The sequence below is a fragment of the Pseudomonas sp. YQ_6 genome (assembly GCF_043103245.1).
Taxonomy (GTDB): Bacteria; Pseudomonadota; Gammaproteobacteria; order Pseudomonadales; family Pseudomonadaceae; genus Aquipseudomonas; species Aquipseudomonas alloputida.
Genome location: NZ_JBICJR010000031.1, coordinates 19,535 through 39,861, shown reverse-complemented (window position 1 = coordinate 39,861; position 20,327 = coordinate 19,535). Strand labels below are relative to the sequence as shown.

The window sequence follows — 20,327 nt, the reverse complement described above, 5'->3', positions numbered from 1 at the left end:
GCCGCCAGCGGCCCCATTGGCACCGATTCCAAGGAGCAGTCCCGTGAAAGCCCTCGACCAACTCACCTTCGACAACCGCTTCGCCCGCCTGGGCGATGCGTTCTCCACCCAGGTGCTGCCCGAGCCCATTGCAGACCCGCGCCTGGTGGTAGCGAGCGAGTCGGCCATGGCCTTGCTCGACCTCGACCCCGCCCAGGCCGAGCTGCCGGTGTTCGCCGAACTGTTCAGCGGCCACAAACTGTGGGAAGAGGCCGACCCTCGGGCGATGGTTTATTCCGGCCACCAGTTCGGCTCGTACAACCCGCGTCTGGGCGACGGCCGTGGCCTGCTGCTGGCCGAAGTGCTCAACGACGCAGGCGAACACTGGGACCTGCACCTCAAGGGCGCTGGCCAGACACCCTACTCCCGCATGGGTGACGGCCGCGCCGTGCTGCGCTCGTCGATCCGCGAGTTTCTCGCCTCCGAAGCCCTGCACGCCCTGGGTATCGCTACCAGCCGGGCACTGTGCGTAATCGGTTCCAGCACCCCGGTGTGGCGCGAAACCCGTGAAAGTGCGGCCATGCTGACGCGTCTGGCGCAGAGCCATGTGCGTTTCGGTCATTTCGAGTACTTCTACTACACCAAGCAGCCCGAGCAGCAGCGCGTGTTGATCGACCATGTGCTGGAACAGCACTATCCCGAATGCCGTGACGCCGAGCAGCCTTACCTGGCCATGTTCCGCACCATCGTCGAGCGCAATGCCGAACTGATCGCCCGCTGGCAGGCGTATGGCTTCTGCCACGGCGTGATGAACACCGACAACATGTCGATCCTCGGCATCACCTTCGATTTTGGCCCCTATGCGTTCCTGGATGACTTCGACGCCAACTTCATCTGCAACCACTCCGACGATCGTGGCCGCTACAGCTACGCCAACCAGGTGCCCATCGCCCACTGGAACCTCAGCGCGCTGGCCCAGGCACTGACCACCGTGATCGAAGTTGAGCCACTGAAGGAAGCGTTGGGCCTGTTCCTGCCGCTGTACCAGGTCCATTACCTGGACCTGATGCGCCGACGCCTGGGGCTGACCACTGCCGAAGATGATGACATGGCGCTGGTCGAGCGCCTGCTGCAGTGCATGCAACGCGGTGGCGTGGACTACAGCCTGTTCTTCCGCACACTGGGTGAGCAGCCGGTGGCCGAGGCGCTGAAGGTGGCGCGCGATGACTTTATCGACTTGGCCGGTTTCGATGCCTGGGGCGCAGACTACCTGGCCCGCTGTGGGCGTGAACCCGACAATGCTGAAGGCCGCCGTGAGCGGATGCATGCGGTAAACCCGCTGTACGTGTTGCGCAACTACCTGGCGCAGAAAGCCATCGAAGCGGCCGAGGCGGGGGACTACAGTGAAGTTCGACGGCTGCACCAAGTCCTGACCAGGCCTTTCGAGGAACAGCCCGGGATGCAGGCCTACGCCGAGCGACCGCCGGAGTGGGGCAAGCACCTGGAAATCAGCTGCTCTTCCTGATTAGCGCCGAATCCTGTGGGAGCGGGCTTGCCCGCGAAGCAGGCAACGTGATGGATTGCACCGGCTTCGCCGGTGTTCGCGGGCACGCCCGCTCCCACAAGGAAACCGTGAACCCAACACCGGAGATGAAATGACCGACCCACTGGTAATCCCCTGCCCCCACTGCAACGGCCTCAACCGCCTGCCCGCCGAGCGCCTGGGCGATGCGCCGAAATGCGGTCGCTGCAAACGGGACGTGCTGTTGAGCACCCCTTTCGAGCTCACCGAGGCCAGCTATGCCAGCCAGATCAAAGGCGACCTGCCGCTGCTGGTCGACATCTGGGCCGACTGGTGCGGCCCGTGCAAGTCATTCGCGCCCACCTTTGAAGAGGCCGCCCGGAAGCTTGCTGGCCGCTGCCGCCTGGCCAAGCTCGACAGCGAAGCCAACTGTAACCTCGCAGGGCAACTGGGCATACGCTCGATCCCCAGCCTGCTGCTGTTCAAGAACGGCCGTGAAGTCAGCCGCCAGGCCGGGGCGTTTCCACTCCAGTCCCTGCTGGAGTGGCTGCGTAACCACGGGGTTTAAGCATTCTCCTCAAGCAGCGAATGCAACTCGACAAACTGCAGAGTCAGCTTGTGCCGCGGCTCCAGGTGAATAAGCGGCAGGCTGGCGTGGTGCGATTCGCGCATTTTCACCGAGCTGCCCAAGTACACCGGCAGCACCGGTAAACCTTCGGCCAGCAGCTCGTCGAGCATCTGCTGCGGCAGGCTGGCACGTGACTGGAACTGGTTCACAACGATGCCTTCGACCACCAGGTCTTCGTTGTGGTCTTCCTTGAGGTCTTCGATCTCGGCCAGCAGGCCATACAGGGCCTGGCGCGAAAAGCTGTCGCAGTCGAAGGGGATAAGCACGCGATCGGCAGCGATCAGCGCAGAAACCGCATAGAAATTAAGCGCCGGCGGGGTATCGATGTAGATACGCTCGTAATCCTCATCCAGCTCGTCGAGCAACTTGCGCAGCTTGTTGATCTTGTGTTTTGCCTCCAGCTTTGGCTGCAGGTCGGCCAGCTCGGCAGTGGCGGTGACCACATGCAGGTTGTCGAACGGGGTTTCGTAGATATCGACCTTGTTCTTCTTGCTGAACGGCCCGCTGGAAAGGCTTTGCTTGAAGAAGTCGGCGATGCCCATGGGGATGTCCTCGCCGGTCAGGCCGGTGAGGTATTGGGTCGAGTTCGCCTGGGCATCCAGGTCTATCAACAAGGTCCGGTAGCCTTCATTGGCACTGACCGCCGCCAGGTTGCAGGCAATGCTCGACTTGCCCACGCCACCTTTCTGATTGAACACCACGCGCCGCATGATTGACCTCCGTGTATCAACGAATGCCCGAGTATGTGGCGGCAGTGGGGCAATGACCAGTGCCATTTGACCGGCATCACGCCTGACCGACCACCTGCCCTGTCAACAACTCGGCAAATGCCTTGGCCATCACCGAATGACCACGCTCGCGCTGCACCAGCCACACCGCCGTCATCGCCTCTTCATCGAGCAAGGTGCGGTACACCACCCCTTCTATGCGCATGCGCTGGAACGATGCCGGCAACACCGACACCCCCAGCCCCGCCGAGACCAGGCCGATGATGGTCATCGCTTCCCCTGCCTCTTGCGCAAAATGGGGGCTGAAACCCGCATGCCGCGCCAGGCTCAGCAATTGTGCATGCAAGCCGCTGCCATAACTGCGCGGGAAGAACACGAAGGGCTCAGGGGCCAACGCCGCCATGTAGACGCCTTGCTCAGTGCCCTCGGCCAGCGGATGCGAGGCATTGATCACCGCCACCAACGGTTCTCGGAACAACTCGGTGGCCACCAACCCCTCCGGCAGCGGCATCGGCCGCATCAACCCCACCTCGATGGACTCGTCGAATACCCCTTCGGCAACGTCACGGCTGCTCATTTCCTTGAGGTTCAGGTGCACCGCCGGAAAGCGCTGACGGAAGGCATGAATGGCCTTGGGGATTTTCGAGGTGAACGGGGCCGAGGAAGTGAAACCGATTTTCATCTCCCCCAGCTCGCCCAACTGCGCACGCCGGGCAACATCCGCAGCCTTCTCCACCTGCGCCAATACCTGGCGCGCTTCCTCGAGGAACAATCGACCGGCCTCGCTCAGTTCTACACGACGGTTGGTACGATCGAACAACCGGGCCCCCAACTCCTGCTCCAGGGCCTGGATCTGCTGACTCAAGGGCGGCTGGGAAATACCCAGCTGCTGGGCGGCGCGGCCAAAGTGCAGCTCTTCGGCCACTGCAATGAAGTAACGCAGATGACGCAGTTCCATGATCCGCTCCAAACAAGTCGCCAAACATCTCAAATAGGTCGAACAATATATTGGATCTAATCGTTAGCCAGCTATATGCTTTTTTCATTGCGCCAGAGGTACCCGCCCGTGAAAACTGCAGTAGCCCCCCTCCTCCTTGAGCCAAAACCTGCCATCCTGACCGAAATGTGGATCGAAAAAGGCACACCCGCCTTCATGAAAACCGTGCTGGCCTTGTTCAGCGGCGGTTTCGCCACCTTCGCCTTGCTGTACTGCGTACAGCCGATGATGCCTCTGCTATCCAGGGAGTTTGCCATCAACGCGGCGCAGAGCAGCCTGGTGCTGTCGGTGTCCACCGCCATGCTGGCGTTCGGCCTGCTGATCACCGGCCCCATTTCTGACCGCATCGGACGCAAGCCCGTGATGGTGTTCGCGCTGGTCTGCGCCGCCCTGTCCACCTTGGCCAGCGCAGTGATGCCCAGCTGGGAGCTGGTACTGGCCACCCGCGCATTGGTCGGCCTGTCGCTGAGCGGCCTGGCGGCAGTGGCGATGACCTACCTGAGCGAAGAGATCCACCCGCAACACATTGGCCTGGCCATGGGCCTGTACATCGGCGGCAACGCGATTGGCGGCATGAGCGGGCGGCTCATCACGGGCGTACTGATCGACTTCGTCAGCTGGCACACGGCGATGCTGACCATCGGCGGCCTGGCCCTGGTGGCCGCGCTGGTGTTCTGGAAGGTGCTGCCGGAATCACGCAATTTCCGCGCACAGACGATGAACCCACGCAGCCTGCTGGACGGTTTTGTCATGCACTTCAAAGATGCAGGCCTGCCCTGGCTGTTCCTTGAAGCCTTCCTGCTGATGGGCGCCTTCGTCACGCTGTTCAACTACATCGGCTACCGCCTGCTGGCCGAGCCCTACCACATGAATCAGGCACTGGTCGGCTTGCTGTCGGTGGTTTACCTGTCGGGCATCTACAGTTCGGCACAGGTCGGCGCCCTGGCGGACAAGCTGGGACGGCGCAAGGTGTTCTGGGCCAGTATCGTGGTAATGGCGGTTGGCTTGCTGATGACGCTGGCCAGTCCACTGGTGATGGTGATCGTGGGCATGCTGGTGTTCACCTTCGGCTTCTTTGGTGCGCACTCGGTGGCCAGCAGCTGGATCGGCCGCCGGGCGCTGAAGGCCAAGGGGCAGGCGTCGTCGCTGTACCTGTTCTGCTACTACGCTGGCTCCAGCGTGGCCGGTACGGCGGGCGGGGTGTTCTGGCACCAGTGGGGCTGGAACGGGATCGGGCTGTTCATTGGCAGCTTGCTGGCGGTGGCATTGCTGGTGGCGTTACACCTGAGCAAGTTACCACCCAAAACGGTGTGATGCATTCGTGGGCACGCCCGCACCCACAATCTGTGGGGGCGGGCGTGCCCACGAAGAGGCCATCAGATCAGTTGATGATCTCGACAATATCCACATCCACTTCCCGGCTCATCAGGTGCTTTTCCACCTCACCGGTCAGCTTCACCTTGGTCTTGTCGTTGAACGGCGTCGGCGGCAAGTCCTCATCGTCGATCTCAACAGTGATGGTGCCGGTGTTGTCCTTGAACTCGTACTTGTCGTCGTTGTTGATCTTCTTGGTCACGAAGCCCTGCAGCACAACCGGGGTGTCATCGGCGGCGTCGTTCGCGGCGGCAACCGTGGTTACCGACTGTGCGCCAGGGCCGGTGTAGCCAGCGGCAAATGCGCCCGTGCTGAACAATGGGGCGAGGATGAGGGCGAGATGACGGATTTTCATGAGGATCGGGTCCTGTTTCGGTTTCGATGGGGCCAGATTAACGACGATCGCTGAATTAAAACTTAATGCAAAATAAAAAGCCCGGCACATGGCCGGGCTTTTGGTTTCCGCGTGTCACCTCACTGGTGATACTGCGCCGACAGCTCGTGCACGGCGCTGATGAACACGCCGGCATGCTCCGGGTCGACTTCCGGGGTAATGCCATGGCCAAGGTTGAACACATGGCCAGTGCCGTGGCCATAGCTGGCCAGGATGCGCGCCACTTCCTTGCGAATGGCCTCGGGCTTGGCGTAAAGCACGGTCGGATCCATGTTGCCTTGCAAGGCTACTTTGTCACCCACGCGGCGGCGGGCGTCGCCGATCTCGCAGGTCCAGTCCAGGCCCAGTGCGTCGGCACCTGCGTCGGCGATGCTTTCCAGCCACAAACCACCATTCTTGGTGAACAGGATCACCGGCACCTTGCGCCCCTCGTGCTCGCGGATCAGGCCGCTGACGATCTTGCGCATGTAGGCCAGTGAGAACTCCTGGTAGGCCGCCGCCGACAGGTTGCCGCCCCAGGTGTCGAAGATCTGCACGGCCTGGGCCCCGGCAAGGATCTGGCCGTTTAGGTAGCTGGTGACCGACTGGGCCAGCTTGTCCAGCAGCAGGTGCAGGGCTTGCGGGTTGTCGTAGGCCATGGCCTTGGTCTTGCGGAAGTCCTTCGACGAGCCGCCTTCGACCATGTAGGTGGCCAGGGTCCACGGGCTGCCGGAGAAGCCGATCAACGGCACACGGCCATTGAGCTCACGGCGAATGGTGCTGACCGCGTCCATCACGTAACCGAGGTCTTTCTGTGGGTCCGGGACTGGCAGCGCTTCGATGTCGGCGGGGGTGCTGATGACCTTCTTGAAACGCGGACCTTCACCGGTTTCGAAGTACAGGCCCAGGCCCATGGCATCAGGAATGGTAAGGATGTCCGAGAACAGGATCGCTGCGTCCAGCGGGTAGCGGTCCAGCGGCTGCAGGGTGACCTCGCAGGCGAACTGCGGGTTCATGCACAGGCTCATGAAGTCACCGGCCTTGGCGCGGCTGGCGCGGTACTCCGGCAGGTAGCGGCCGGCCTGGCGCATCATCCACACCGGGGTAACGTCTACGGGTTGCTTGAGCAGTGCACGCAGGAAACGATCGTTCTTCAGGGCAGTCATGTCGGCATCCGGAAAAATAGTGCGGGCATTTTCTCAGACACCAGCGCAAAAGGCACGGCCATGGCCATGTGTTTTGTCTATTGGATGCCACAGATCAAGCATTTTTGTATACAAAAGCTTCGCGGGCATACCTGCCCCCACGGGTTCTGCGCTTAACCCTGCGGGAGCGGGCATGCCCGCGAACAGGTCGAACGTCAGACTTCGAGGTAGTCCAGGATACCCTCGGCAGCCGTACGCCCTTCGAAGATCGCAGTCACCACCAGGTCCGAACCGCGCACCATGTCGCCACCAGCAAACACTTTCGGGTTGCTGGTCTGGTGCTTGAACTTGCCCTTCTCCGGGGCAACCACACGGCCCTGGCTGTCCAGCTGAATGCCATGCTGTTCAAACCACGGCGCAGGGCTCGGGCGGAAGCCGAAGGCGATTACCACGGCGTCTGCCGGCAGGATCTCTTCGGAGCCCGGGATTGGCTCAGGGCTGCGGCGGCCACGGGCATCAGGCTCGCCCAGGCGGGTCTCGACCACTTTGACGCCTTCGACCTTGTCCTCACCCACAATGGCAATGGGCTGGCGGTTGTAGAGGAACTTCACGCCCTCTTCCTTGGCGTTCTTCACCTCTTTGCGCGAACCCGGCATGTTGGCTTCGTCACGACGATAAGCACAGGTCACCGCCTTGGCACCCTGACGGATCGAGGTACGGTTGCAGTCCATCGCGGTGTCACCACCGCCCAGCACCACCACTTTCTTGCCCTGCATGTCGACGAAGTCTTCCGGCGACTTCTCGAAACCCAGGTTGCGGTTGACGTTGGCGATCAGGAAGTCCAGTGCGTCATGCACGCCCGGCAGGTCTTCACCCGGGAAGCCGCCTTTCATGTAGGTGTAGGTACCCATGCCCATGAACACCGCGTCGTACTCGGCGAGCAGCTGTTCCATGGTCACGTCCTTGCCCACCTCGGTGTTCAGGCGGAACTCGATGCCCATGCCGGTGAACACTTCACGGCGGTTGCTGAGCACGGTCTTTTCCAGCTTGAACTCGGGGATACCGAAGGTCAGCAGGCCACCGATCTCAGGGTTTTTGTCGAACACCACCGGGGTTACCCCGGCGCGCACCAGCACGTCGGCGCAGCCCAGGCCCGCCGGGCCGGCGCCGATGATGGCAACGCGCTTGCCGGTTGGCTTGACCTTGGACATGTCCGGACGCCAGCCCATGGCGAAGGCGGTGTCGGTGATGTACTTCTCCACCGAGCCGATGGTCACCGCGCCAAAACCGTCGTTCAGGGTGCAGGCACCCTCGCACAGGCGGTCTTGCGGGCAAACACGGCCGCATACTTCCGGCAGGGTGTTGGTCTGGTGCGACAGTTCCGCCGCAGCCAGGATGTTGCCTTCGGAGACCAGCTTCAACCAGTTGGGGATGAAGTTGTGTACAGGGCACTTCCACTCGCAATAGGGGTTACCGCAGCCCAGGCAGCGGTGCGCCTGCTCCACGGACTGCTGCGGCTTGAACGGTTCGTAGATTTCCACGAACTCTTTCTTGCGCTGGCGCAGCAGCTTTTTTTTCGGGTCCTTTCGGCCCACTTCGATGAACTGGAAGTCGTTATTCAGACGTTCAGCCATTTTTCAAAACCTCTTTACAGCAGCTGCAAGCTACACGCTGCAAGCCGCAAGACGATCACTTAAGCCGGGCAAACCTCGTACTGCCATTACCTGCAGCTCGAGGCTTGCCACTTGCAGCTGTTTTTACTGCGGGTTGGCACGGGTGCTGGACAACAGCTGCTTCAGGTTGGCTGCCTTCGGCTTGACCAGCCAGAAGCGCCGCACGTAGTCGTCCAGGTTCTCCGAGAGCTCGCGCCCCCACTCGCTGCCGGTCTCATCCACATACTCGGCAAGGACACGCGCCAGGTGGCTACGGTAGGCCTCCATCGCTTCGCCACTGATACGCTGGATTTCCACCAGCTCGTGGTTGAGCTTGTCGACGAAGCTGTTGTCCATGTCGAGCACGTAGGCAAAGCCGCCAGTCATGCCAGAACCGAAGTTGTAACCGGTCTTGCCCAGAACGCAGACAAAGCCGCCGGTCATGTATTCACAGCAGTGATCGCCAGTGCCCTCAACAACAGCATGGGCGCCGGAGTTACGTACAGCGAAGCGCTCGCCCGCAGTGCCTGCGGCAAACAGCTTGCCGCCAGTGGCACCGTACAGGCAGGTGTTGCCGACGATGGCGCTGTGCTGGGTTTCGAACGGGCTGCCGGCTGGCGGCACGATGGTGATCTTGCCACCGGTCATGCCTTTGCCGACGTAATCGTTGGCGTCGCCTTCCAGGTGCAGGTTCAGGCCACCGGCGTTCCACACACCAAAGCTCTGGCCCGCAGTCCCCTTGAAGCGGAAGGTGATCGGCGCCGCGGCCATGCCCTGGTTGCCGTGCAGGCGGGCGATTTCGCCCGACACACGCGCACCAATGGAGCGGTCGCAGTTGCAGATGTCGAGGCTGAACTCGCCACCCGCCTGGTCGCGGATGGCCGGCATGGCCATATCAACCATCTTCTCGGCCAACTCGCCCAGGTCAAACGGCGGGTTCTTGTCGACTTCGCAGAACTGCGGTTTGTCCGCAGGAATGTGCGAGCTGCCCAGCAGCGGCGACAGGTCCAGGTATTGCTGGCGTTCGGTGTCACCTGGCAGTACTTCGAGCAGGTCGGTACGGCCGATCAACTCGCCAAGGCTGCGCACACCCAGCTTGGCCAACCACTCGCGGGTTTCTTCGGCGACAAAGGTGAAGAAGTTGATCACCATGTCGACGGTGCCGATGTAGTGGTCCTTGCGCAGCTTGTCGTTCTGGGTGGCCACGCCGGTGGCGCAGTTGTTCAGGTGGCAGATGCGCAGGTACTTGCAGCCCAGGGCAATCATTGGCGCGGTACCAAAGCCGAAGCTTTCGGCGCCGAGGATGGCCGCCTTGATCACGTCCAGGCCGGTTTTCAGGCCGCCGTCGGTCTGCACCCGTACCTTGCCACGCAGGTCGTTGCCGCGCAGGGTCTGGTGGGTTTCCGCAAGGCCCAGCTCCCAAGGGGCGCCGGCGTATTTGATCGAGGTCAGCGGCGAAGCACCGGTACCACCGTCGTAACCGGAGATGGTGATTAGGTCGGCATAGGCCTTGGCCACACCCGCGGCGATGGTGCCCACGCCTGCTTCGGCTACCAACTTGACCGATACCAGCGCCTGTGGGTTGACCTGCTTGAGGTCGTAGATCAGCTGGGCCAGATCTTCGATCGAGTAGATGTCATGGTGGGGCGGTGGCGAGATCAGGGTCACGCCCGGTACCGCATAACGCAGCTTGGCGATCAGGCCGTTGACCTTTCCGCCCGGCAACTGGCCGCCCTCACCCGGCTTGGCGCCCTGGGCAACCTTGATCTGCAGCACTTCGGCGTTGACCAGATACTCCGGGGTCACACCAAAACGGCCGGTGGCCACCTGCTTGATCTTCGAGCTCTTGATGGTGCCATAGCGCGACGGGTCTTCGCCGCCTTCACCAGAGTTGGAGCGTGCGCCCAGGCGGTTCATGGCCTCGGCCAGCGCTTCGTGGGCTTCCGGCGACAGTGCACCCAGCGAGATACCCGCCGAGTCGAAACGCTTGAGAATCGCCTCCAGCGGCTCGATCTGCTCCAGCGCCAGCGGCTGGTCGGCCACTTTCACCTTGAGCAAGTCACGAATCATCGACACCGGGCGCTGGTCCACCAGCGTGGTGTATTCCTTGAACTTGGCGTAGTCGCCCTGCTGCACGGCGGCTTGCAGGGTGTTGACCACGTCCGGGTTGTAGGCGTGGTATTCGCCGCCGTGGACGAACTTCAGCAGGCCACCTTGCTGGATCGGCTTGCGAGCGCTCCAGGCTTCGGCCGCCAGCAGCTTCTGGTCGTTCTCCAGGTCTTCGAAGCGCGCACCCTTGATGCGGCTGGACACGCCCTTGAAGCTCAGGCCGACCACTTCCTCGGCCAGGCCGATGGCTTCGAACAGCTGTGCACCGCGGTACGAGGCGATGGTGGAGATACCCATCTTGGACAGGATCTTCAGCAGGCCCTTGGAGATACCTTTGCGGTAGTACTTGAACACTTCGTCCAAGTCACCCAGCACTTCGCCGGTACGGATCAGGTCAGCCAGTACTTCATACGCCAGGTACGGGTAAACGGCCGAGGCACCGAAGCCCAGCAGCACGGCGAAGTGATGCGGATCACGGGCGGTAGCGGTTTCCACCAGGATGTTGCTGTCGCAACGCAGGCCTTGTTCGGTCAGGCGGTGGTGCACTGCACCAACGGCCAGCGAAGCGTGCACCGGCAGCTTGCCCGGGGCGATATAACGGTCGCTCAGCACCAGCTGGGTCTTGCCCCCACGCACAGCTTCTTCGGCCTGGTCGGCAATGTTGCGGATGGCCGCTTCCAGGCCAACGCCCTGCTCATAGTTGAGGTCGATCAGCTGGCGGTCGAAGCCTTCGCGCTCCAGGTTCATCAGCGAACGCCACTTGGCGGGCGAGATGACAGGCGAGCTGAGGATTACCCGCGAAGCGTGCTCCGGGGACTCCTGAAAGATGTTGCGCTCGGCACCCAGGCAGATTTCCAGCGACATCACGATCGCTTCGCGCAGCGGGTCGATCGGCGGGTTGGTCACCTGAGCGAACTGCTGGCGGAAGAAGTCGTACGGCGAACGCACGCGTTGCGACAGCACGGCCATCGGCGTGTCGTCACCCATCGAGCCAACGGCTTCCTGGCCCTGCTCACCCAACGGGCGCAGTACCTGGTCACGCTCTTCGAAGGTGACCTGGAACATCTTCATGTATTGCTTGAGCTGGTCAGCGTCGTAGCTGGCCACACCCTGGTCGTCGGTCAGCGTCGCCTGGATACGCGTAGCGTGCTGGCGCAACCAGCGCTTGTACGGGTGCCGCGACTTCAGGCGGTTGTCGATGGCGTCGGTGTCGAGAATCTGGCCGGTTTCGGTGTCCACGGCAAGGATCTGGCCCGGGCCGACACGGCCCTTGGCCAGCACTTCCTCAGGCTGATAGCCCCATACGCCGATTTCCGAGGCGATGGTGATGTAACCATTGGTGGTGGTCACCCAGCGCGCCGGGCGCAGACCGTTACGGTCGAGCAGGCACACCGCGTGGCGGCCTTCGGTCATGACGATACCGGCCGGGCCATCCCACGGCTCCATGTGCATGGAGTTGTATTCGTAGAAGGCGCGCAGGTCGGCGTCCATGGTCTCGACGTTCTGCCACGCTGGCGGTACCAGCATGCGCACGCCGCGGAACAGGTCGATGCCACCGGTGACCATCAGTTCCAGCATGTTGTCCATGCTGGACGAGTCGGAACCGACGCGGTTGACCAGCGGGCCGAGCTCTTCGAGGTCCGGGATCTGGTCATTGGCGAACTTGGTGCGACGAGCCACGGCCCAGTTGCGGTTACCGGTGATCGTGTTGATCTCGCCGTTGTGGGCGAGGAAGCGGAACGGCTGCGCCAGCGGCCATTTCGGCAGGGTGTTGGTGGAGAAGCGCTGGTGGAACACGCAGATCGCGGTTTGCAGGCGCTCGTCACCCAGGTCTGGATAAAACGCCGCGAGATCGCGCGGCATCATCAGGCCTTTGTAGATGATGGTCTTGTGCGAGAAGCTGCAGATGTAGTGGTCGGCGTCGTGGGCGTTGGCCACCGACGAACGACGACGGGCACTGAACAACTTGATGGCGAATTCCTGGTCGCTCAGGCCTTCACCGCCAATGAACACCTGCTCGATCTGCGGCAGGCGCTCCAGGGCCAGGCGGCCGAGGACGCTGGTGTCGATCGGCACCTTGCGCCAGCCGACCAGTTTCAGGCCGGCGGCGAGGATCTCGCGGTCCATGTTGGCGCGGGCAGCTTCGGCTTTGACCGGGTCCTGGTTGAAGAACACCATGCCGACGGCGTACTGCTTGGGCAGCTCGACAGCGAAGTGCTCCTGGGCCATGGCACGCAGGAATTGATCGGGCTTCTGCATGAGCAGACCGCAACCGTCACCGGTCTTGCCGTCGGCATTGATGCCGCCGCGGTGGGTCATGCACGTCAGCGCCTGCATGGCAGTTTGCAGAAGGTGGTGGCTCGGCTCACCCGTCATATGGGCGATCAGGCCAAAACCACAGTTGTCCTTGAATTCTTCGGGATGGTACAGACCTGTTTTCATAGACACATTCTCACCAGGTTCACCTCTCAACGGAGGTAAATCTCTTTTTTAACAACCACTTACCATCCACGCCGATCAAACGCCAGCTTTTTTGCGGTGGTCATGGAAAACCATTGTTGCACAGCGACAGCGACGCTCACAAATTTTCATGTCTCATACCTGAAAATTTATGTCGCAATTTTGAATGTTTTTGCGCCATGCGCCGTGATAGCGGCTTGGCTCGAGTCTGAAGCGTTTCAGCCATGACTGCAACTAGGGGCTTGTGGCCGGCAGTCCGGGACAGAAAAGCCTGCCGCGCTCGGGCGCAGCAGGCTAGTCGAAAGCTAGAATTCGCTTAGCTACTGGGCGGCGGGGTGATGCCGCCCGGAAGGTATCAGCGGGCCGTGGCCAGCTCTTGTTGGACGCTGCCGACGGTACGTGGCCAAGGTTTACCAGCCTGGACCTTCGCTGGCAAGTTCTTGATTGCCGCAACCGCTGCGTCGCGGTTGGCGAAACTGCCGTAAGTCACGACGTACAAGGGCTTGCCCTGCAGGTTTTTCTTGAAGTAGCGATAGTCGCCACCCTGGGCCTTGACGTAAGCCTGGGCCGACGCCTCGGAGCTGGTACCAAGGATCTGCACCACATAATTGCCCGGCTTCTGTCCGGCATACCAGCCACTGTTGCCAGCGCCAGCGGCGGCTGGTTTTTCGGCAGCTTTGGCAGCCGGCTTGGCCACGGCGACCTGGGTCGGCGCCGGCGCTGGCTTGGCCGGCGCAACCGGCTTGGCGGACTGGGTTGCAACAGGCTTCGGTGCAGGCGCAACCGACTGCACGGGCTGGGCAGGCGCAGGCGCCGGGCCAGCCGGCACACCTTGGGGCGGCGCGATGGTAGTTACGGTCGGTGGCGGGTTGCCAGGCTGCAGCGCGGTGTCGACAGCCGGGCCTCCCTCTTCACCCTCGCCCATGCCTGCGGCCTGGGCCAGCGGCTCGCGCATCACCGGCTGCGACTGGCCAACCAATGGCAGCGGCATTGGCTGGGACGAGCCAGAGAACTCGATGGCAGCACCCTGCTTGCCGTCACCCAGCGGCAACTGGGCCTGGGCGGCCGGCGCTTCGGCAGGGGCCTTGTCGCCTTTCTTGGGCATCAATACCGCGGCCGCAACGGCAACCACGACCACAGCGGACAGCGCGAGCACATGTTTTTTAGGCATCTTGAACCCCATGGTTGGTCGCTTGGCCGTCGAGCGGCTGGCGATCATGGCTTCGATCAAAGTGTCACGGGCGACCTGATTGATGTTGCCAGGCCAGCCGTCGGAGTTTTCATGGATATCGGCGATCTGTTCACGGCTGAACACCTCGATGCCCCGACCAGCCCCTTCCAGGCGCTGTTCCAGGTACTCGCGGGTTTCTTCTTCACTGTAGGGGGCAAGCTCGATGATGTGGAAACGTTCTTCCTCGACATTGAGCTCATCCAGCCCGGCAATCAGCGATGGCTCACCGAACAGAAACACGTGCGGACGCCCTTCAGGTACTCCCGCCGCCAATTCCAGCAACGCTTGGAGTGCCGACTCGTCGAGTTGTTCCGCATCGTCCACCAGCAAATACACTTCCTGCCCGGTCAGTGCCAGCTGCACCACTTTCGACAGGATCGCCTGCACCTCGGGCTGGGCCACACCCAGCTCCTGCGCAACCTGCGCGAGCATACTGGAGGCATCGCTGGCGCTGCGGGCCGACACCACCACACTTTGCACAGTCTGCTTGTTGGTGCTGGCCACCAGGGCCTGGCGCAGCAGCGACTTGCCGCTGCCCAACGGGCCGCTGACCACCAGCATCAACTGGCTATAGCGCGCCAGGTGGTGCAGTTGGCCAAGCACCGGTTTGCGCTGGGCCGGGAAGAACTTGAAGCCAGGTACGCGGGGCGCGAACGGATCATGGCTCAACTGGTAATGGTCGAGAAAGGCCTCATCGGCATGCAAACTTGTCATTGCGCTGTCACAACCTCAAAGCTGGGCCACGATCGCGCGGTAATCCGCCGACAGCGTGGCCTGAAGAATCTCTTTCGAATAGTCGTCGGTCACCACGGCCTCGCCCATCTGGCGCAGCAGCACCAGACGCAAACGACCGTCGAGCACCTTCTTGTCGACCGCCATGTGCTCCATGAAATGCGCCGGGGTCATTTCCTGTGGTGGCACCACCGGCAAACCTGCGTCCTGCAACAGGCGGATTCCACGATCACGCTCAGCCTGGTCGATCCAGCCAAGGCGCATGGACATTTCCAGGGCCATCACTGTGCCCGCCGCGACAGCCTCGCCGTGCAGCCACACGCCATAGCCCATATGGGTTTCGATAGCATGCCCGAAGGTATGCCCCAGGTTCAGCGTGGCCCGTACGCCCGACTCGCGCTCGTCAGCACCCACCACTGCGGCCTTGGCCGCGCAAGAGCGGCGGATGGCCTCGGTCAGTGCTGCCGAATCGAGGGCACGCAGTGCCTGCATATTGTCTTCGAGCCAGGCGAGGAACGGCTTGTCGCAAATCAGGCCGTACTTGATCACTTCGGCCAGGCCTGCAGACAGCTCTCGCGCTGGCAGGGTCTTGAGGCTGGTGGTATCGATCAGCACCGCATTGGGCTGATAGAACGCACCGACCATGTTCTTGCCCAGCGGATGATTGATGCCGGTCTTGCCCCCCACGGAAGAGTCGACCTGGGACAACAGGGTAGTCGGCACCTGGATGAAGTCGACGCCGCGCTGGTAGCAGGCAGCTGCGAAACCAGCCATGTCACCAATCACGCCACCACCCAGAGCGACCACAGTAGTACGACGATCATGGCGGGCTGTCAGCAGGCCATCGAAGATCAGCTGCAATGTTTCCCAGTTCTTGTGGGCTTCACCATCGGGCAACACCACTGGCAGTACCGAGTAGGCACCGAGGGTCTTGCTCAGGCGTTCGAGATACAGCGGCGCTACGGTCTCGTTGGAAACGATGGCAACCTGCCGACCCGCAATGTGCGGCGCCAGCAGCTCAGGCTGGTCCAGCAGGCCTTCGCCAATGTAGATCGGGTAGCTACGCTCGCCCAGGTCGACCTTTAGTGTCTGCATGTATCCCCACAATGTACTTGGGCGCGGCGCCATCCGGCGACCTGCGCGGTAACGTTGAGCCTCGCCTCGGCGCTGGAGGCCGAGAATAGTCCCGGGTTAACGGGGCGGCAACTGCTGCAAGCGCTCGAGAATATCGATCACCACCATGCGTGGTGGCCGCTCGTCGGTTTCAACAACCAGGTCGGCGATCTCGCGGTAGAGCGGGTCGCGGGTTTCCAGCAAGGTGCGCAAGGTCGCCTCGGGATTGGCCGTGCGCAGCAGCGGGCGATTGCGGTCGCGCGCGGTGCGACCGACTTGCTGCTCGACCGAAGCATGCAGGTAGATCACCCGGCCACCCTGATGCAGCGCCTGCCGGTTGGCTTCGCGCATCACAGCGCCACCGCCGGTGGCCAGAACCACACCGTCAAGCGCGCACAGCTCGGCGATCATCGCTTGCTCGCGATCACGGAAACCCGGCTCGCCTTCCTTGTCGAAAATCCACGGGATGTTTGCGCCGCATCGCAGTTCGATTTCCTTGTCGGAATCCTTGAACAGCAGGCGCAGCTCTTTGGCCAACAGGCGTCCGATGGTGCTTTTACCAGCGCCCATGGGCCCCACAAGTATCAAATTTCGCACAGAATCAACGACTCACAGCAATCGCCTGGTCACTCATGATACGCGGAGTCAGGAAGACCAGCAGCTCGGATTTTTTCTCTTGTAATGCATCGCGTCGAAACAGCCGCCCAACATACGGCAGATCGCCGAAAAATGGCACCTTGTCGACCACATTGTTTTGCGAAGTCGAGTAGACGCCACCGATCACGATCGTTTCGCCGTCAGCCACACGAACCTTGGCATTGACCTCGTTCTTGCGGATCGGCGGTACGTTGTTCAAGGCATTGACGTAATCCGGCTCGTCCTTGGTCACCCTGACAGTCATGATCACCTTGTTGTCCGGGGTGATCTGTGGCGTTACTTCCAGCGACAGCGAGGCTTCGCGAAACGATACCGAGGTAGCGCCGCTTTGGCTCGTTTCCTGGTAAGGCACCTCGGTACCCTTGAGGATCCTCGCCGTTTCCTTGTCGGCCGTGACCACCTTGGGCTGCGAAATGATCTCGCCGTTGCCGCTTTTTTCCATGGCACTGAGCTCCAGGTCCAGCAACACGTCACCGCGCAACAAACCCAGGCCGATACTGCTGCCGGCACGCTCCAGACCGAGGTCGACGAACAGCTCCTTGCCGGGCCGCAGTTTCTCGCCGTACAGCGGCCCACCCCAGCGTACCCCCAGGCTTTTCTCATAATCGACGTTGGCTTCGACGATACGCGCCTCGATCGCTACCTGACGCACCGGCACATCCAACTGCGCCACCAGCTGGCGCATCTCGGCCAGGCGGTCAGCGGGCAGGTACACAACCAACGTATTGGTGCGCTCATCGACACTCAAGCTAGCCGGAGGGATGCCGTCACCCTCCAGGCCCGCCAGCAGCAACTGCGCAAGATCGGCGGCCTTGGCGTGGTGAATGGGCAGCAGCTCTCGACGCAATGGCTGCAGGTGCGCATCCAGCGCCTGACTCACCCGGGCGTCTGCCGATTGCGCGGCAAACTCGGCTGCAGGTGCCACCAACAGCACATTGCCCTCCTGGCGCCGGGACAGGCCCTTGCTGCGCAGCACCAGGTCAAGCGCCTGATCCCACGGCACGTCCTGCAAACGCAAAGTGACACTGCCTTTTACTGCATCACTGGCGACCAGGTTGACGCCAGCGTAGTCAGCCAGCACCTGCAGCACCGCACGCACCTCAACATCCTGGAAGTTCAGCGACAGGGGTTCACCCTGGTAAGGCGTCGCCGAAGCCAGCGGTATCGACAGCAGGGTTGCCAACAGGTAGTTCATCCACGTTTTCATTCGGGTCCGAGGCCTCCTTGCCCAGGCGCTTGGTGAGGGTGATGAACGCCGTGCGCTCGTGCCATACCCCCGCCATGAACAGCCGTTCACGCACTTCGACCTGACGTTGGTCTACATGCATCACTACCCCCTGATCACGCCCTACCCGGTCGCCCGGGCGTACGCGATAGAGCTTGCCAGCCGCCATCAGCAGTGCCTCGTGTGCCGCCCCGCGCGCCAGGCTGCCGACCATTTCCAGCTGCGCCAACGGCACGCCGACCAGCCCGGCGCTGGCTGCTCGCGCCGCAGCGGGCGCAAACGGGTCCACTTCAGGCGCAGCCATTGCGGCCCTTGCCGGCAGGTGCGCCAGTATTGCAGGTGCCTTCATGGGCGTAGCCGCGTGATAGGCATCAACCCGCAACTGCAGGCGCAACAGTCCAGGCTGGCGATCAACGTTTGCCAGGCTCATGTCACCGCTGCGCAGAATCCGCGCCTGCCCTAACCAGTCGTCCAGCCACAGCCGCAAGGCCGGATAACGCCCCACCACTTGCACCACCAGCGGTACCTTGCTGAATCCGGCCTGTTGCTCACCCTCCTCTACATCGAGGCGTTCGACAAGCAAGCCATGTGCATGCCCCGACACTGCCAGCCGTTCAAGCAGGTCGCTCATGCTCTCCCCGGCGGCCAGATACCAGTGCGCCTCTTGCAACCGCTGCTCGGCAATCAACACTAAAGCCTTCAGCCGCTCCAGTTCGGCCAACTGCACTGCATTGGCTGCCTGCAGCTGGTTCAACTCGACATGCCTGGCATCCTCCCGCGCCTGCTGTTGTAACAGGGCAGGCAGGCGCATCGCGCAGCCCAGGCTAAACAGCACCACAGCTACCAGCGCTGGCGCCAACCGTCGGAAGCGGCCTGAGCCCTCGACCACCGCCAGCCAAGCGAGCATCTGCGCTGTACTCACGACCAGAACGCCGCAACGCGAGCGGTGAGCAGAAACTCATCGCCGTCCGGCAGGCTCTTGATGCGCTTGAGCTCCAGATCGAGCAAAACGTTCGAGCGGTTCAAGTCGCGCATGAACTGCGCCACCACAGCACCGGAGGCAGCCAACCCTGTCACCTGCAAGCGGCCACTATCAAGGCTCAGGCCGATTAGCTGCACACCTTCAGGCAGCGCTCCTTCAAGGTCGGCGAAGACACCGGCCAATACACCCTGATGGGCGCGCAGGCCCTCCAGGGCCACCGCACGGGCAAGTAGGGCTTCATGCTGTGCACGCACTTCGGCCAGTGGCTGCAACTGCTCATCCTGTATATCAAGGGTCGCTTGGCGCTGGGTATTGGCCAGCACCTGCTGCTGCCCGCGTTGGCGGGCCAGCTGATCGACCAGCATCACGGCGCACAAAGCCAATAGTGCGCCAGCAATCAACTGGCCTCGAAAACGCCGCAGCGCCGCCTGACGCTGCCGTTCGCGCCAGGGCAGAAGGTTCAGCCGCATCATGGGCGCAGCCCTCCCAAGGCCAAGGCGCAGGCCAGGAGCATCGCCCCATCAACATTTTCCAGCCCTGCCAGCCCAGGCAGGTAGGTACACGGCACATTCAGCCGGCTGCCAAGGGCTTGTAGCCAGCCCGAATTGATCGATAAGCTGCTGGCAACCCACAACCCCGCAGGCAGGCTCTGCCCGACCAGTAGAGCCTGGAGACGCTCTGGCCATTGTCCGTTCATGTCCGGGCCAGTCGACTGCAGCTCACAGCGCTGGTACGCCCTGCCCGGCTGCCAGTCATGAAGGGTTACGCTGCGGGTTTCGACACGCAGCAGTGCTGCTCCCTCAAGGCCACCCTGTGGCAACATGCGGCGCAAGGCAATGTTGTCGACCTCGACGGCTTCCAACTGCAAGCCTGCCTCCTCGACGACGGCTTCGAGTGACGCCAGCGCACTCTGCCGACAGGCAGCAACCATTACCTCGGAGCAACCCGGCTGGTCATGGGAAGCCCCCATGACCTGAAAATCCAAGGCCAGGTCTTCCAGCGGAAACGGAAACAGCCGCTCTGCATCGGCAAGCAGCTGTGCCTCCAACTGCGCCCCGCCCTGCTCCACCGGCATATGGCACAACTTGCAGATAACCTGACTGGCCGGCAGTGCCAGCGCTACCCGGCGTTGCCTGAGGCCGCTGCGCCGGTAAGCCCGCTGCAGCGCAGCCACCACCACCCCAGGCGCCTCAGCCCAGTCATCGGCCAGCGGCGCCTGAAACAGCTCTTGTGCCGACCCCATCACACGGCAGCGTCGATTGCGCTGCTGCAGTTGCATTATCCGAACGGCGTCGGGCGTAATTTCCACCCCCACGAGTGAACCGGCATCCTTGCCGAAGCGTCCAAACATCGCGACTCCTTTGCTGTCTGTTGCAGCTGCCAAGCGCAGCCACCTGTCGCAACCCCGCGGCAACACTGG

The 20,327-nt window shown here is 62.3% G+C and carries 16 protein-coding genes; 3 read left to right on the top strand and 13 right to left on the bottom strand.

Translation table 11 applies throughout. From position 1 onward, the window contains the following. The first annotated feature begins 43 nt into the window (after positions 1–43). Positions 44–1,504, top strand: coding sequence for a protein adenylyltransferase SelO (selO, locus tag ACF8FG_RS10010; RefSeq protein WP_014592702.1), 1,461 nt, complete (start codon positions 44–46; stop codon positions 1,502–1,504). Positions 1,505–1,634: 130 nt separating this feature from the next. Further along, positions 1,635–2,069, top strand: coding sequence for a thioredoxin TrxC (gene trxC, locus ACF8FG_RS10005; RefSeq protein ID WP_318077544.1), 435 nt, complete (start codon positions 1,635–1,637; stop codon positions 2,067–2,069). Here trxC and ACF8FG_RS10000 read toward each other — a convergent pair. Both ACF8FG_RS10000 and ACF8FG_RS09995 read right to left on the bottom strand, forming a co-directional pair. Next, positions 2,066–2,839 carry a ParA family protein gene (locus ACF8FG_RS10000; RefSeq protein WP_003249168.1) on the bottom strand — a complete coding sequence of 258 codons (774 nt, stop codon included), beginning with the start codon at positions 2,837–2,839 and terminating at the stop codon, positions 2,066–2,068. The genes trxC and ACF8FG_RS10000 overlap by 4 nt on opposite strands. Before the next feature lie 76 nt (positions 2,840–2,915). Continuing rightward, positions 2,916–3,815 (bottom strand): LysR family transcriptional regulator, encoded by a 900-nt coding sequence (locus ACF8FG_RS09995; protein ID WP_010955618.1) that lies wholly within the window; start codon positions 3,813–3,815, stop codon positions 2,916–2,918. A gap of 165 nt (positions 3,816–3,980) precedes the next feature. Between ACF8FG_RS09995 and ACF8FG_RS09990 the strand changes: the two genes are divergently transcribed. Continuing rightward, positions 3,981–5,168: an MFS transporter gene (locus tag ACF8FG_RS09990; RefSeq protein WP_223843617.1), complete on the top strand. Its 1,188-nt coding sequence runs from the start codon at positions 3,981–3,983 to the stop codon at positions 5,166–5,168. A 67-nt stretch (positions 5,169–5,235) separates the two neighbouring features. On the opposite strand, the gene ACF8FG_RS09985 is transcribed toward ACF8FG_RS09990, so the two are convergent. The 11 genes from ACF8FG_RS09985 to pilM form a co-directional block, all read right to left on the bottom strand. Continuing rightward, positions 5,236–5,583, bottom strand: a complete 348-nt coding sequence (locus tag ACF8FG_RS09985) for a YgiW/YdeI family stress tolerance OB fold protein (protein WP_014592705.1) — start codon at positions 5,581–5,583, stop codon at positions 5,236–5,238. 119 nt (positions 5,584–5,702) lie between these two features. Further along, positions 5,703–6,767, bottom strand: a complete 1,065-nt coding sequence (hemE, locus tag ACF8FG_RS09980) for a uroporphyrinogen decarboxylase (RefSeq protein ID WP_014592706.1) — start codon at positions 6,765–6,767, stop codon at positions 5,703–5,705. A gap of 194 nt (positions 6,768–6,961) precedes the next feature. After that, positions 6,962–8,380 carry an FAD-dependent oxidoreductase gene (locus ACF8FG_RS09975; protein ID WP_003249156.1) on the bottom strand — a complete coding sequence of 473 codons (1,419 nt, stop codon included), beginning with the start codon at positions 8,378–8,380 and terminating at the stop codon, positions 6,962–6,964. Positions 8,381–8,503: 123 nt separating this feature from the next. Next, complete coding sequence (gene gltB, locus ACF8FG_RS09970) at positions 8,504–12,949, bottom strand: glutamate synthase large subunit (RefSeq protein ID WP_014592707.1); 4,446 nt, start codon at positions 12,947–12,949, stop codon at positions 8,504–8,506. 373 nt (positions 12,950–13,322) lie between these two features. Then, positions 13,323–14,912: an AAA family ATPase gene (locus tag ACF8FG_RS09965; RefSeq protein ID WP_318077543.1), complete on the bottom strand. Its 1,590-nt coding sequence runs from the start codon at positions 14,910–14,912 to the stop codon at positions 13,323–13,325. A gap of 15 nt (positions 14,913–14,927) precedes the next feature. Then, the gene (gene aroB, locus ACF8FG_RS09960; RefSeq protein WP_041166613.1) at positions 14,928–16,025 is read right to left on the bottom strand and encodes a 3-dehydroquinate synthase; all 1,098 of its coding nucleotides are present in this window, start codon (positions 16,023–16,025) and stop codon (positions 14,928–14,930) included. 96 nt (positions 16,026–16,121) lie between these two features. Then, entirely contained in the window at positions 16,122–16,640 is a 519-nt protein-coding gene (gene aroK / locus ACF8FG_RS09955; RefSeq protein ID WP_010955625.1) for a shikimate kinase AroK, read from the bottom strand. A gap of 4 nt (positions 16,641–16,644) precedes the next feature. Beyond that, positions 16,645–17,907, bottom strand: coding sequence for a type IV pilus secretin PilQ (locus tag ACF8FG_RS09950; protein ID WP_019439130.1), 1,263 nt, complete (start codon positions 17,905–17,907; stop codon positions 16,645–16,647). Continuing rightward, positions 17,831–18,832, bottom strand: coding sequence for a pilus assembly protein PilP (locus tag ACF8FG_RS09945; protein WP_014592711.1), 1,002 nt, complete (start codon positions 18,830–18,832; stop codon positions 17,831–17,833). Before ACF8FG_RS09945 ends, ACF8FG_RS09950 begins: the two co-directional genes overlap by 77 nt. A gap of 11 nt (positions 18,833–18,843) precedes the next feature. Next, positions 18,844–19,380: a PilN domain-containing protein gene (locus ACF8FG_RS09940; protein ID WP_010955628.1), complete on the bottom strand. Its 537-nt coding sequence runs from the start codon at positions 19,378–19,380 to the stop codon at positions 18,844–18,846. Continuing rightward, the gene (gene pilM, locus ACF8FG_RS09935) at positions 19,377–20,258 is read right to left on the bottom strand and encodes a type IV pilus biogenesis protein PilM (protein WP_119713209.1); all 882 of its coding nucleotides are present in this window, start codon (positions 20,256–20,258) and stop codon (positions 19,377–19,379) included. Before pilM ends, ACF8FG_RS09940 begins: the two co-directional genes overlap by 4 nt. Positions 20,259–20,327: the final 69 nt, after the last annotated feature.

Coding starts and splice junctions, on each gene's coding strand:
- ACF8FG_RS09975 (WP_003249156.1), bottom strand. CDS start 8,380: ATGGCTGAACGTCTGAATAACGACTTCCAGTTCATCGAAGTGGGCCGA.
- ACF8FG_RS09940 (WP_010955628.1), bottom strand. CDS start 19,380: ATGATGCGGCTGAACCTTCTGCCCTGGCGCGAACGGCAGCGTCAGGCG.
- trxC (WP_318077544.1), top strand. CDS start 1,635: ATGACCGACCCACTGGTAATCCCCTGCCCCCACTGCAACGGCCTCAAC.
- aroB (WP_041166613.1), bottom strand. CDS start 16,025: ATGCAGACACTAAAGGTCGACCTGGGCGAGCGTAGCTACCCGATCTAC.
- ACF8FG_RS09965 (WP_318077543.1), bottom strand. CDS start 14,912: ATGACAAGTTTGCATGCCGATGAGGCCTTTCTCGACCATTACCAGTTG.
- ACF8FG_RS10000 (WP_003249168.1), bottom strand. CDS start 2,839: ATGCGGCGCGTGGTGTTCAATCAGAAAGGTGGCGTGGGCAAGTCGAGC.
- hemE (WP_014592706.1), bottom strand. CDS start 6,767: ATGACTGCCCTGAAGAACGATCGTTTCCTGCGTGCACTGCTCAAGCAA.
- ACF8FG_RS09985 (WP_014592705.1), bottom strand. CDS start 5,583: ATGAAAATCCGTCATCTCGCCCTCATCCTCGCCCCATTGTTCAGCACG.
- ACF8FG_RS09990 (WP_223843617.1), top strand. CDS start 3,981: ATGTGGATCGAAAAAGGCACACCCGCCTTCATGAAAACCGTGCTGGCC.
- ACF8FG_RS09995 (WP_010955618.1), bottom strand. CDS start 3,815: ATGGAACTGCGTCATCTGCGTTACTTCATTGCAGTGGCCGAAGAGCTG.
- ACF8FG_RS09950 (WP_019439130.1), bottom strand. CDS start 17,907: ATGAAAACGTGGATGAACTACCTGTTGGCAACCCTGCTGTCGATACCG.
- ACF8FG_RS09945 (WP_014592711.1), bottom strand. CDS start 18,832: ATGCTCGCTTGGCTGGCGGTGGTCGAGGGCTCAGGCCGCTTCCGACGG.
- gltB (WP_014592707.1), bottom strand. CDS start 12,949: ATGAAAACAGGTCTGTACCATCCCGAAGAATTCAAGGACAACTGTGGT.
- pilM (WP_119713209.1), bottom strand. CDS start 20,258: ATGTTTGGACGCTTCGGCAAGGATGCCGGTTCACTCGTGGGGGTGGAA.